This is a genomic window from Timonella sp. A28 (assembly GCF_051200815.1).
Taxonomy (GTDB): domain Bacteria; phylum Actinomycetota; class Actinomycetes; order Actinomycetales; family Cellulomonadaceae; genus Timonella.
Map to the genome: position 1 here is coordinate 2,100,634 of NZ_CP195159.1, position 13,270 is coordinate 2,113,903.

Annotated in this window: 13 protein-coding genes; 6 read left to right on the plus strand and 7 right to left on the minus strand. The window is 56.1% G+C overall.

Annotated elements, in window-relative coordinates:
- The first annotated feature begins 3 nt into the window (after positions 1-3).
- From ACR9EC_RS09925 to ACR9EC_RS09945, 5 genes are all read left to right on the plus strand, one after another.
- Positions 4-528 (plus strand): low molecular weight protein-tyrosine-phosphatase, encoded by a 525-nt coding sequence (locus tag ACR9EC_RS09925; RefSeq protein WP_435300646.1) that lies wholly within the window; start codon positions 4-6, stop codon positions 526-528.
- Complete coding sequence (locus ACR9EC_RS09930; protein ID WP_435299072.1) at positions 528-1,748, plus strand: App1 family protein; 1,221 nt, start codon at positions 528-530, stop codon at positions 1,746-1,748. Before ACR9EC_RS09925 ends, ACR9EC_RS09930 begins: the two co-directional genes overlap by 1 nt.
- Positions 1,745-2,911 carry a pyridoxal phosphate-dependent aminotransferase gene (locus ACR9EC_RS09935; protein WP_435299073.1) on the plus strand — a complete coding sequence of 389 codons (1,167 nt, stop codon included), beginning with the start codon at positions 1,745-1,747 and terminating at the stop codon, positions 2,909-2,911. Before ACR9EC_RS09930 ends, ACR9EC_RS09935 begins: the two co-directional genes overlap by 4 nt.
- Positions 2,912-3,240: 329 nt before the next feature.
- Positions 3,241-3,486, plus strand: coding sequence for a LuxR C-terminal-related transcriptional regulator (locus tag ACR9EC_RS09940; protein ID WP_435299074.1), 246 nt, complete (start codon positions 3,241-3,243; stop codon positions 3,484-3,486).
- A gap of 159 nt (positions 3,487-3,645) precedes the next feature.
- Positions 3,646-4,086 (plus strand): (deoxy)nucleoside triphosphate pyrophosphohydrolase, encoded by a 441-nt coding sequence (locus ACR9EC_RS09945; protein WP_435299075.1) that lies wholly within the window; start codon positions 3,646-3,648, stop codon positions 4,084-4,086.
- 11 nt (positions 4,087-4,097) lie between these two features.
- Here the strand turns inward: ACR9EC_RS09945 and ACR9EC_RS09950 are convergent, their stop codons facing one another.
- The 7 genes from ACR9EC_RS09950 to amiA form a co-directional block, all read right to left on the minus strand.
- Positions 4,098-5,771 carry an ABC transporter ATP-binding protein gene (locus tag ACR9EC_RS09950; RefSeq protein ID WP_435299076.1) on the minus strand — a complete coding sequence of 558 codons (1,674 nt, stop codon included), beginning with the start codon at positions 5,769-5,771 and terminating at the stop codon, positions 4,098-4,100.
- The gene (locus ACR9EC_RS09955; RefSeq protein WP_435299077.1) at positions 5,759-7,408 is read right to left on the minus strand and encodes an ABC transporter ATP-binding protein/permease; all 1,650 of its coding nucleotides are present in this window, start codon (positions 7,406-7,408) and stop codon (positions 5,759-5,761) included. Before ACR9EC_RS09955 ends, ACR9EC_RS09950 begins: the two co-directional genes overlap by 13 nt.
- Positions 7,405-8,457: a hypothetical protein gene (locus ACR9EC_RS09960; protein ID WP_435299078.1), complete on the minus strand. Its 1,053-nt coding sequence runs from the start codon at positions 8,455-8,457 to the stop codon at positions 7,405-7,407. The genes ACR9EC_RS09955 and ACR9EC_RS09960 overlap by 4 nt, the downstream gene beginning before the upstream one ends.
- A gap of 17 nt (positions 8,458-8,474) precedes the next feature.
- Entirely contained in the window at positions 8,475-9,911 is a 1,437-nt protein-coding gene (locus ACR9EC_RS09965) for a YcaO-like family protein (RefSeq protein ID WP_435299079.1), read from the minus strand.
- The gene (locus tag ACR9EC_RS09970; RefSeq protein ID WP_435299080.1) at positions 9,908-10,906 is read right to left on the minus strand and encodes a CocE/NonD family hydrolase; all 999 of its coding nucleotides are present in this window, start codon (positions 10,904-10,906) and stop codon (positions 9,908-9,910) included. The genes ACR9EC_RS09965 and ACR9EC_RS09970 overlap by 4 nt, the downstream gene beginning before the upstream one ends.
- On the minus strand, positions 10,906-11,745 hold the full coding sequence (locus tag ACR9EC_RS09975; protein WP_435299081.1) for a hypothetical protein: 840 nt from the start codon (positions 11,743-11,745) through the stop codon (positions 10,906-10,908). The genes ACR9EC_RS09970 and ACR9EC_RS09975 overlap by 1 nt, the downstream gene beginning before the upstream one ends.
- A gap of 96 nt (positions 11,746-11,841) precedes the next feature.
- The gene (gene amiA / locus ACR9EC_RS09980; RefSeq protein ID WP_435299082.1) at positions 11,842-11,943 is read right to left on the minus strand and encodes a streptamidine family RiPP; all 102 of its coding nucleotides are present in this window, start codon (positions 11,941-11,943) and stop codon (positions 11,842-11,844) included.
- A gap of 114 nt (positions 11,944-12,057) precedes the next feature.
- On the opposite strand from amiA, the gene ACR9EC_RS09985 reads away from it, so the two are divergent.
- A complete protein-coding gene (locus tag ACR9EC_RS09985) occupies positions 12,058-13,266 on the plus strand; it encodes a hypothetical protein (protein ID WP_435299083.1) in 1,209 nt (402 codons plus the stop codon).
- Positions 13,267-13,270 lie beyond the last annotated feature (4 nt).

Below are 13,270 nucleotides of genomic sequence, written 5' to 3' on the forward strand. Positions count from 1 at the left end.
ATGATGGTGTGTACCGGGAACATCTGTCGGTCTCCAATGGCAGAAATTGTTCTTCGTGAACGCCTCACCGCACACGGTCTAGCAGAGTTCGTCACCGTTGATTCCACCGGTGTCAGCAATGAAGAAGCAGGCAACCCCATTGATTATCGAGCCCGCAAACTCCTTACTGCACACAACTATGAGCCGTACGGTTTAGGCGCGCATAGGGCCCGCCCGCTTGAGGTCGATCATCTTCGTAACCGCGACCTCATCTTGACGATGACCACCCAGCATGCCCGAGCTGTTCGTCGCTTAGCTGATATTAATCAGATAAGTTTGCCGCTCGACACAGTGCGCATGTTCCGTTCGTTTGATCCAGCCGCCCCACACGCGGCAGCGTTTCAAGACGAATACCTGCTGGATGTTGCCGATCCGTGGTACGGCGGAATGAGCGATTTCGAACTGTGTCTTAACCAAGTTGAAGCAGCCATGGATGGGTTGCTGAGCGAATTGCAGCAGCGCATACACAACGGCTCTGGACACCGGTGATGGCGTACAGCAGTAACGAACGCATATCGTCGCGCCCGCATTGGGCTCGTCGCGCAGAAACCCGTGTGGTGCGAGCCACAGCAGCGTTCTTTTTGCGGCTCGGGTGGCACAAGCGTATTGAACCGTTTGTTGGGTATGGCGCTGAACCTGAAACGCCAACGCACACCACACCCGACCCTATGCGGTACGAACACGCAGCAGGTGTTGTTCTGCCTGAATCTACTGGCTGGATTCGAGTGCTGGCGCGTGTGATGATTTCACCAAAAAAGCGTGCAGCGCTGTTTCGCACGTCAGCGTTAGGGCAGGCGGAACGGCAACGCACTGTTCGAGGGTGGCGTAGTTTTTTCACTGTGCAAGCCCCAGAAGCGTTGGTGTACATCAACGTGGGAGATACGACGTATCGTGTGCATGCAGACGAAGGCGGATACATTGATGTTGTGTTACCTGCACAGTTCAGTGCAGGCTGGCATGAGGTCACGATTACGGCTGGCACGGCAGCAAAGAACGACAGCGACGACGCTGCGATACGTGAGGCGGAAAGCGCTAGTGTGGGCATCCGCGTTATCGGACCGCAGGCAACTGTTGGACTTGTGTCCGATATCGATGACACCGCGATTGTGACTGCATTGCCGCGACCTATGTTGGCAGCATGGAACTCTTTTGTATTGCATGAAGAAGCACGGCAACCGGTGCCAGGCATGTCGGAGTTGTATCGGAAACTTACCCGCCGCTATCCAGATCTTCCCGTGTTTTATCTGTCCACGGGTGCCTGGAATGTTGTGCCTGCAATGTTGAGGTTCTTTACACGGTACAGGTTTCCGCAGGGTCCACTTTTTATGACGGACTGGGGGCCCACAAATACTGGGTTTTTCCGCTCTGGACGAGTCCATAAACAGCATGCGTTAGAGCGCCTAGTAACGGATTTCCCGACGATGAAGTGGTTGCTGTCGGGCGATAACGGTCAGCATGATCCAGTTATTTATCGCGAATTTGCGCATCAGTATCCGCAGCATGTGCAGGCGATTATGATCCGTCAGCTTTCTGCGTCGGAGGCTGTGCTTGCGCACGGTTCACCAACAACAACGCACGCTAATCAGCGTGCTGAGGAACGTTCCCATGACGAATCAGTGACTGTGACGTATGTGCAAGGACCTGACGGGTATGCACTTTCGGATCAGCTTGTCGATAGCGGAGTGTTGAGCGAAGGGGACAGGCCATGAAAGTATCGGGTCGTTCTCACGTGCCTCCGTTTGCGGTTATGCAGATTATTGCGCAAGCGAATGCTCGTAAAGCAGCAGGCCAAGATGTCATTAACTTGTGCGCGGGGGAACCGTCTGCGGGTGCCTCGGATGTGGTGCGTGAGCGGGCGATTGAGGTGCTCACGTCGGGAGATTTAGGGTACACAGAAACTCTGGGTGTGCCGAGGCTGCGTGAGGAAATCGCCCAGCATTATCAGCGTTGGTATGGGGTGGATGTTGATCCTCGTCGTATTGCAATTACGACAGGTTCTTCGGGTGGTTTTATGCTCACGTTTTTGGCTGCGTTTGATCCGGGCGACCGGGTGGCGTTGGCGCGTCCGGGTTATCCGGCGTACAAGAATATTTTGACTGCGCTGGGTATTGAAGTCGTTGAGTTGGATTGCGGGCCGGATACTCGTTATCAGCCAACGGTTTCACAGTTGCAGCAGGCCTACTATGAGGGCGGCTTGGACGGGCTGATCGTTGCGAGTCCAGCCAACCCCACGGGCACGATGCTCCCGGCTGACGATTTTGCTGAGTTGGCAACATGGTGCGCTGACTATGCTGTGCGTTTTATTAGCGACGAAATCTATCACGGCATTACTTATGGTGATGATGCCGTGCAGGAGTCAACGGCGGCTGCGTTTACTGATTCTGGTGCCGTGGTGGTGAGCTCTTTTTCTAAGTATTGGGCGATGACGGGGTGGCGTTTAGGGTGGCTTGTTTTACCTGACGATTTGGTTGCTCCTGCTGATGCGTTGGCTTCGAATGTGGCGTTGTGCCCGCCTGCGTTATCTCAACATGCTGCTGTGGCTGCGTTTACAGAACAAGGCTATGCGGCGGCTAAGGCCAATGTGGAGCAGTATCGTGCGTCGCGTGCGTTTGTGGTTGAGTCTTTTGAACGCCTTGGCTGGTCGGTGGTGGCTCCTGCAGATGGCGCTTTTTATGTGTACGCGAATATCGCCCATACAGGCATGGATTCTGTGACGTGGTGTGCTCGTCTGCTTGATGAGGCAGGGGTGGCGATGACTCCGGGCACGGATTTTGATTCTGTGAATGGCCGTGAGTGGGTGCGCATGAGTTTTGCGTCGTCGGTTGATGTGGTGCGTCAAGCGGTTGAACGGATTGCTGCGTGGGCTGCATGATCGTGCGGGTGTGCGGTAGTCCGGCGTGCACGATGGGTACTTGAGGCTGGAAGCATCCAGCATTTTGTCCACATTGTGTGTCAGATCGGCTATTTTTACGTAAAACTGAATGTGATTTGAGTCACAAAAAAGCGTTACTTTGCCCTTAAAAACCATTACAAAACGTGACAATAATACCAGTGCTCTGGTAGTGGTTGAAAAACTCACTGAAAAAGGGTGAAGAATCTGCGTAATGATTCTTTCTATGGGGACTCTTACTAGTTAGAGAACCGAACCGGCGGGGGGCTCGGCCGCATCACCGGGCGCCGGCAACTAAATGGAGGAACAAAATGAGCACAACCGAAACCCTGGGTAACGCAAACGAAGTCAAAGATCTGACTCGTCGTGAGCGTGTTGTACTGGCCAACCTTTCTGAGGAGGCAACCCTTGAACAAATCGCAGCCAAGCTATTCGTCACACGGAATACGGTTAAATCACAGGTGCGTTCTGTCTACCGTAAGATCGGAGTTTCGACTCGTGCCGACGCTGTCAAATGGGCCCGTGCCGCAGGAATCCAGGAGAACCCTGAAGGCTAGCCAGCATCATTCTTAAATGGCCGGAACACAGCACCGTTCCGGCCATTTTTATATTTTTAAGCTGCCCCAGTCCACACTGTAAAGCGCGCGGCAGACACGTACCCACAATGACATAATCGAATTCCCCACCACTCATAGCAACACTCGGGAGTTCTCACCGTGGTACACAAAAAACTGGTTGTCGCAGCAGCAATCCTCGACAACCTGCAGAACCCCACCGTCATGCTTGCCGCACGCCGCTCTCGCCCCCTAGAAATCGCCGGACGATGGGAATTTCCCGGCGGCAAAGTAGACCCAGGTGAGCAGCCCCTAGAAGCCCTGCATCGTGAACTTAAAGAAGAGCTAGGCGTCACCGTACAGGTAGGCGACGAAATCGTCGGTCCAGACAACGGCGCATGGATTATTACAGAAAAACACGTATTAAGGCTGTGGTACGCCCAACTCACCTCGGGAACACCACAGCCTTTGATCGAACACGACGTACTCGAATGGGCTCAGCCACACACGTTTGACCGCTACGACTGGCTCGACGGCGACGTGCGCATCATCAAGCATGTAGCAGAAGACCTACGCAGCAGACAGCACCGCGCCACCTCATAAAAGAACCATTATTAGTGTGCCGAAAGGCGAATAATGCGTTCCCTACGATTCAACGTTTCTGTGCGATGCGAAGAAATAAGCACCGTACCCTCATAGGCGGCAATAGCCTCAGAAATAACCTGTTCGCTTTCCGGATCGAGGCTAGCAGTCACCTCGTCGACTAAGAGAATGCGAGGCTTCTTCACAAGGGCCCGCGCCAAACACAACCGTGCTTGCTGCCCACCAGAAAGCCGCAGCCCACCCTGCCCAACGTGAGTATCTAAATCGATCCACGAAGCCGCATCAACCCGTTCAAGAGCCGCCATAAGGTCAGCGTCAGATATCGCTGCTGCCGCGCCACGCACAAGATTCTCACGCACAGTCCCGTGAAACAGCGTCGACTCCTGATCCACAACAGCAACAGCAGCCCGCAGACTCGCTTCATCAACCTCATGCAACCCAACATGTGAACCATCCGCAGCAACAACATCGATGCTGCCACTATGCGGCTCCCACAAACGAGCAGTCAACGCAACCAGCGTGCTTTTACCCGCACCCGAAGGCCCCGCCAACCCCACATGCTCCCCAGCATGAACCTCAGCAGACCACGACGACAACACCGGCGTACGGTCGTCATACGTGAACGACACCTCACGAAACCTCACACCCAAAGGACCATCAGGTAGCGCTCGCGGTTCCTGCGGCACCGTGATCAACGCTGGCCGATGAATGCCATCAGAAACGCGTTGAGCACTAGCCACAAGTGGATGCAACTGGGTGAGTGTTGTCGTAGCATCCGTCACCGCAGAAACCCCCACCAAAGCCAACGCAATCAATGCAGGAAGAACCGCCGGCGAAAACTGCGTAACGTTACCCTCACCGAACAGCCCAAGCGCATGAGCGCTCGTAACAATCACACCAATCACAACAGCCGTCACCGTAAATTCACGCACAGCAGCAATACATTGAGCCAGCATTTCTCGCCGACGAGTAAGCGCAGTTGCCCGACCAGTCGACTCCAGCACATCATCGACAACTCGCGTCGTAAGACCATACGCAAGCACCTCACGCAACGTGCCCAGCACATCGACAATACGCGTTGAAAGGTCGCTGCGTTCATGCTGTTCCTGAGCACCGAGAGCACGCATAGAACGCCCGCCTAGAAAAACGCTCGCACCAATCAGCACTGCACCGCCACACACCACCGCGGCAGCCTGCGGCAACAACACACTTGCCGTAACCAGCGAAGCAGCAAGAACAGTAAACGACGTGGCGATTTGCGCGACCGTATGAGCATAAAAAAACTCAAGCTTTTCAATGTCATCCATCGCTACCGTCGCTGCCCGGCCAGAATGCTCCCGAGTGCGGGCTGGGACACTACGCGAATACGAATCAAACAATGCCATACGCAGTCGAGCTAAAACCCGATACGCCAAAGCATGCGAAACATCCATCTCCTGCCACGTCAACACGGTGCGAGCCAACACCAGCCCCGTCATAGTGGCCCACCATGCAACCGATGGCAGTTCCCGCTCCACCACAGCATGCCCGACAGCCCACGAAGTCAACACGGCAATAGCCGCTAACGCTAAAGCGCTCACCGTGCCCACGACGTAACTGATAAACATGCCGCGACGTTCTGGGCGGAGCGCAGGTAAAAGAGCAGCGAAAGGGTGTCGTCGGGCAGTGTTATTTACGTGAGACATGAGTTGAGTTGTCCATTTTCAAGGCGAAGCATACAAGTGACGTCAGTTAAAGATTCAGGACGGTGACTGATCATAATGACAATCCGATCCGTCGCGATGCGGTGCAACGTGCGCATCACCTCGTCGGCGTGAGCGTTATCGAGCGCGCTGGTGGGTTCGTCGACAAGCAGTATGGGCCGGTTGGCTAGTAGCGCTCTTGCTAAGGCAAGGCGTTGACGTTGCCCGCCAGAAAGACTAGAACCAGCCTCAGCAACATGAGTGTCAAAACCGGCAGGTAGTGCATGAATTTCTTTGAGAATCCCAGCAGCCTTACATGCTGCGGCAAGTTCGCTATCAGAAGGGTTACCCGCAACGACAAGGTTCTCCCGAATGCTCCCAGTGAACAGGAGTGGCCGCTGGGACACCACAGCAATGTCGTCGTTACGCACAGGCCGCCCATCAAGTTCGATAGAGCCAGAATCAGGCGTGAGGAAACCTAGTAGCACGTCGAACAGAGTGGATTTTCCTGCACCTGAGGCCCCAGTAAGCGCCGTTAACTCACCCGTGCTTGCGGTCAAGTTCAGGCCATCAAGAACGGGAAGTTCAGCATCGGGGTAGCAAAAACGCACATCACGCACCTGTAATTGCTGCCCTTGTGTGGGCGTTAATGTTGCAGACGACGAAGGCGTGCTCGTGGGAGAAGGCTGCGACTCGGTAAAAGCACCAATATGTGTGAGGCCCGGGATTGCCGTAACGCCAAGGAAACCCGCATGCCAGTGCCGAGACAGATCGCGAATAGGACGAAAAACTTCAGAAGACAACAATAAAAGCAGGTAGACGTGAAAAGTTGGTGCACTATCAGTCACGGCATGAACAACAGCAATCATGACAGCGCCAACAAACCCAGCCTGAATCGCAAAATCTGTAATGCCTGTCTCTGCTAAAGACACTCGCATAACTCGTTCAGTTGCAGCACGCAACGCCTCAGAACGGTCATGCAGTTTCCGACGAGTACGTGCAACATCGCCAAGACTACGCAACGTTGCCATGCCACGAAGTGACTCTAAAAGATCAGCACTTAACGCCTCATAAGAGTCCCAATGCTCAAGGCCGCGCCGCGCCATCTTACGTTTCCACAGCAACGGGCCAAACACTGCGCACACAGCAGCTACCGCAACAACAATGCCAGCCCACACGTTCAAAAAGAACACGCCAAGCACAACGACAGGACTTGCCACACACACCTGAACAACCGCAGGAATATACCGGGAAACATACGCGTCAGTGCCGTCGATACCGTCCCCTAAACTTGCCCGTAATGACCCATCGCGCACAGAAGTATCGTGCAAACGCGAAGGAGAAAGAGCAGCCTGAAACGCTTTGCGACGCAACGCCACCCGGACCTGCCCGCCAAGACGCGTTGCCGCTGACGTTTGCGCAAGTGAAAGCACCAAACGAGCACCAGCAATGACGACAATAAGCCCCAACGCATAGGCCACATCTGACGCCTCACCAGTGAACACGACAGTCATCGCCCATGCGACAGCCACCGCCTGACCAATATGCGTTGCAAAAACCAGCAGCAGCAACACCACACTCCACGCAAAAGCGCTAGGAAAACGTGCAGCCTCACGCCACAGTTCACGCACAATCATCATGAGACATATTTCCTATCTTGTATGCCGTGCCGCAGGTCACGCATCGCCACAGCATGAATAATCCAGTGGCCGTCTACAGCCGCAATGCCAGAGACCGGCCTCGTGCCCCACCTGCCTGAAAGCGTGGAGCTGTATGTTAACGACGCGGCAGCCAGATGTGCCTGCCACACCGCCTCTGCCATAACGTGTGCAGGTGCACTCGTCGGGACACTCCACGTTTCAACACGGTCCGCACGGCTCACCCACGCTTGCCCCGACAACCCCGCGACCTCCACCGCAGCAGGCAACAACACACGGTCACCACGTGACACAAAATCTGCGCTATGTAACGATCGTCGAGCAGCCAACGCTCGACTGCGATCACCGTCTACACGCCAACCACGAGGCAATGACACCGCCGCAAGAGGGATCTCGGGGACAAGCCCATGACTCAACCACACCTCACTCACCGCAGCAGGTGGCACCCCAATCAGGCGACGAAGTTCCTCGCTAGGCCCCGCAACCGTGTCTAGCGGTCGTGCAAGAAGGAACTCGACAGCACGTTGAGCGTATGCAACATCTGCTATCCACAACGGCCACGCACGATGCCGGTACCGGCCAAAACTACGACCCGGCTGAACAGAGAAAACAAGCTGAGAACCCTGAACAGCTTTAATGTTTTCAAACCAAAAATCGGGGCGAGTGTGAGCGTGATGCCGCAACAACAGCTGAGAATTTTCGTGATCGTACACGTACAGCCCAGGCGCATAATCATCTAGCCCATCGGACCCAACAAGCACATGAGTGTGCACAGGGTATGCCCCACCAGCAGACGGGACAGGACGCTGCGGAGTACGAGTCAACGTCCCATCCGCACGGCGATGCATATCCCCGGGCTGCCACAAACCCACAAGCAGGTCACGCAGCCGCCCAGTCAAGGGAACCACAACACCACCTGCCTGCCGCCACATATTCATGCGCGGACCAGGAGGCACAGCCGCACCAGGAGCATCGGCTGTAAAAGCCCGCCCCAGCAGGGACGGAACCATCAACGATTCCTGCACATTCACGCTACACATCAAACAACTCACATGTGGGGAGGCGGAACAAAAGAAAAATCAGCCGCATCACCCTGCCACGTAGTGCGCCAACCGCGCTCGCGGGCAGCATCCGCAAAGCGCGACATACCAAAGTAGGCAAAAGCGGCAGGAGCATTAGGGACAACCCCAGTAATAAACGTGCGCACAACACGTAAAGGAGTGCGACGCACGTCTTGAGTGGTCAAGTCGCAGGTAAAAACCTTGTGACCCCGCGCAGCAAGACGCTGATACACCTCATCCATAGTGACTGCTGGAATATCGGCGATAGAGCCCATGCCTTGTGCTGGCTGTGTGAATCGTCGAGCTTCCGCATGCACTCGCGGGTCTAACCACACTTGAACGTGTGCGCCTAAGTCGATGACGCGCTCGCATTGTGGGCCGGCAGCATCAAGGTATGCGGCGTCTTCGCGATAATCAAGGTAGAGCCCGCGCGCCATGAGTCCTTGTTCAACGGCACGGAAGACCCAGCCGTCAGCGCTTGTGCATCCTTGGGTGTACACCCACGTGTGCACTGCTTCCAAGACTGCTTTTCGTGCTGCCCGTGCCGGGTCAAGCGCTGCCGAAAACCCTGCAGCGTACATGTTGCGTTCTGGGTCGTAAACCAAAGCAGCGCATGCGGGAGCGAACTCTGAAGGCATAACAACGATAGAAACGTCGAGGTTGCTGCCAGCTAAGTCTTCTTTAAGGCCAGGTACGCTTTCGGGGTCGATTCCTTGGGTGGGGCCATCAAGGTGCCACCACACTTCTAGTGCATCGCGTTCAATAATTTCTAGAACTCCGCGGTCGCGGGCATCATCGCAGCCTTGCCCTGTCGCGATTCCTGCATAGTTGAGGTGATGTGTGCGAGGCAGGTGGCGAAAACGTGACTGCCGCCAGTTCAAATAGATGAGTGATGCGGGAATCCATGTTTCGGTTCCGTTGTCTTGGTAGCAGCGGGCCCACACTGTTGGAGTGTCGTGTGTAAGAGGACTGTAGGGAAAGTTTTCGCGTGTGTACTGCCACGGTGCGAAAACAGGCAAGTCAGCTAAATCGATGGGTGTATATCCGTCGGCTTTCAACTCAGAGTGCGTTGCTATACGAAGGCTTTCCGTGGGTAGGACGGGCGGCAACCAGTTGCCACAATATCTTTCAACGCCCTCTGCGATGGCGGCGATGCGAGCCTGCGCAATGTCGTTAAAGGTGGTGCCGAGGGACACTCTGTCTGCTGGCCATTCCCCAAGTTTCCGCGCATCTGCAACAGAAGCGGTAAGCCCTCGATACGCTGTTGGCGCTCCAGTTGGATGGGGGACTTGTTTTACTGAGCGGATAACTCCACATTCGGGGTCAACCAGCGCTTCGAGAGGGAGCACACTGCTGGGTTGAGGTGTGTCCTTTGCGAACTGGCGTGCATCTGGGGTGTGTACTGTGGTGGCTTGTTGGCTCATGCCATGGTCCTTTCATGGTGCCATGTTCCATCGGTGCTGTTGAACAGTGATTGGGTGAAGGCAGCGTCGTCACATAACACCTGTGTCCAGGGGGCGGCCCGTCCGGGAAGGCCCTGCGCTTGTAGCCAAGCGTCAATGACTGCGCCGACACCGCCAACGGCCTGCAACTGTGTGCGCAGATGCGGGTCAGTGATATCACGAGCAAGGTTGTGACCCCACGGCCCAGTGACAAGGTGGCAGGCGGTTGGCCATTCGGCTGCTAAACGGTGGGCATCGTCGTCGAAAAAGTCATGTTTCCCAGTGACAACCAGTAATGGTGAGGAGACCTGTGCATAGCGCCTGAGCAGGTCTACGCGTTGTGCCTGCCATAAGCGTTCCCATTGTTTCTGGGTGTGGTCAGACCATCGCCAATGCTGGGCCGCAGCGGTTGGGCCGACCCTGCGTGCTAGGTCAATGCGCCGGTCGAGTTCGTCGGCGGTGAGTGGGATTAGTGAATGGTGGCCTTGCCCGTGCTCGTGCCACCAGCCAATGCGGTGCTTGAGTTGTGGTTGTCCGTGAGTGGTCCACGCGGTTTCAGCTAAGCCGAGCGCTGGGACGAGCGCGATTACTGCTGCGGGAGGTGTGGCGCCTTGGTGGGCGAGGGTGCGGGCAGCTTCAACAGCGCAATGTGCGGCATAGGAGGCACCGAACAAGACGATGGGGATGGTGGGGTATTGCCGGTGTAGTTGCATGACGAGTGCTGCGCCGTCGTGTCCTTCATGCTGGTAGGGAGACCACTCGCCGTCGGAGCGGTAGCGTCCGCGCACGTCTTGGATGAGGCAGTGGTATCCGCGTTGCGCCCATGAAGCGCCAAGTGCTGCATGTTGTCGAGCATCGTAGGGGGTGCGCACCACGACTATCCCTGATGGTTCAGGCGCTCTCCACAGGTCGGCGACGAGAGTATTACCGTCCGGCAGCCGACAGTAATGCTCGATGGGTTGTTCGTGTACTGCCACTACAGTGTGGCCGCCTGCTCAGGCTGGTAGGGAGCTTCGTAACTTAAAAGCGTGTGTTCGCTGACCATTCCCGTTGCTGGCACGAACTTCCAGAGGGTGCGTTGTAAGTGTTCAACTGTGCTGTTGGGGCTGTTGTGTGCCCACGCGATGGTCATGGTGAGGACTCTGCTGATCAGCAGAATTTTTGCCGCTTCGGTCAGTGGTTCTGGCGTGTTGACTGCTTGTCGCCACTGAGTGAAGAGATGAGGCGTGGCGTGTGCTGCCGTGCGGCGGCGCAGTACGTGTTCGCTGGTGGGGTCGGTGCTGTTGAGGGAGAGCGGGTCAACAAAGCAGATGTGCCCTTCGCGGTATGCGCGCAGCCATGCGCACCCGTCAAGGGGGAGCGTATCTAACTGATCCCAGTGTGCGTGTTCGCCGGGGTGGTCAGCGTATGCGATGACCAGATGAAAACTGGTGGAGTTTTCGGTGCGATGAGCGGCAAGGAAATCGGCGGCAGCTTCAAAGTGCTGTACGTCAAAGCGCGCACTGTGCAGCGCCGCATGTAGTTCGGCGACGAGTTCCCCTGCACCAATAATCGCGATGCGACGAGTGTGTGGTTGCCACGTTTGTTCCGCGTCGTGTGCTTCACGGGCGCTGATGGCGGTGTGTAAAGCCTGAACGTATTCTTCAGCTTCTTTACTTATGTCGCTGTTATCTGCGAGCGCTTGGGTGAGGCCTTGTGGTGTGTTGTGGGCGTTGAGGAATTGGCCGGTGGGTAGGCGGAGTGTGGTTGTTCCGTTGGGTGTGGTGAGTATGTGGGTGTTGGTGTTGGGTAGTGCGGCGAAGGTGGGTGTGTGCATGGTGGCTGCCTTTCGCGGGTGGCCGGTCGGGCAGGCCCTCTGTACTGCCCGACCGGTTGTGTTCCGCTGATGTGTGGTGTCAGCGGGGGTGTGTGATTAGTCGAATGGGTTTTCGACGAGTGCGTTTGAGTGGGTTGAGGATAGGTGTGCCAACTGCTCGGTTTCTTCGATGTCTGTGATGATTTGGGTGTTCTCCATGAGATTTTTCCTCTCTGTGTGTTTCAGGGCATGACGATTGTCGTGTCCTGTTTCGCCGGAGCGAACACCTAGACCTTAGTTGATATTGATTCTCATATGCAATAAGTTGTTCTCATGTTTACCCGGTCTCTTGTTATCGCCGACTACCGCGCCGACTGCATTTACGCAGTTCAGGGCACCCAAGTCACCCTTATAAATTCAGGGGTTCTAGCCGAACACGCCGGAATAATCGGACTCCCACACCACATGGGGAGTGCTACACCATGGGCGTATGTAGATGACAAACGCGGAACACTCGTCCTCCACACAGACAACAAAACCGAGCCCACACACATCCCCGTAGCCATCCCCAGCGAACACATAGCCAGCGACCCAACCGGCCAATACATCGCAGCCACCAGCGGACTAGGCGCAAACTTTGAACCCTGGAGCGACATCGTCACAATCGCCGACACCAAAAGCGGAGAATCAGTACGCTTCCGCACCCGTGTCGGTGAACCAGGCGTCGTCATCACCACAGACCGCACAACACGCGAACCAATACTCGTACTACGACACCGCGAACCCGGAGCCATCGAAGCCATACCCCTCGCCGAAGCGCTCGCGGTAGGGCCGCACGTTCCCGTGCTCACCGGTAAAACCACAACAGACATTGCCGACGACGGGCACGGAGACGTCGTCGACCAAGAAACCGGGATTGTGGCCACCGCGACAAGCCGCGGCCTAGAACGCTTCATCGTCGAAAACGGGCAGCCGCGAGCGCTACCCACAATCGCATGGCCAGTACCAGGCAGAGCCTTCTACCTGCGCTTTGACCCCAACACGCACAGTGCGTTGGGGATAGTGCGCGGTGGGCCTGCAAACCCTCAAGCGTGGACGGACTGGACAAACCATCTCGTCGAAATAGACCTCAACACAGGCGAAACACGCCATGTGGCGCTCCCGAACGGTCTTGCTTTCCGGTTCGCTTTTGGCGGCAACCGTGTCGCAGTAGCAAGCATCCACCCTGACGGTGACCAGCTCACGCTGCTACAGCGAGACACAACAACTCTTGCCGTGACGCAACGCATTCCACTGCCGAGCATGTCGAACCCACCCACACCAGGACACCTACCGTGGGATCCAGTAGGCGATTCCCCAGCTCAACGCCGTGCGGTAGCAGTTGACCCAACTGGAGAAACAGTCGCCGTTACCCGTGGCGGAGACAGCCAAATACACCTCATCACGCAGCGTGGCATGGACACGCTTACTCTGCCCACCCCACTGCATGAGGGTGGAGTCCTGTTCTGGACCGGTGGACCCAACGACCCGGTAGGACGATAACCGA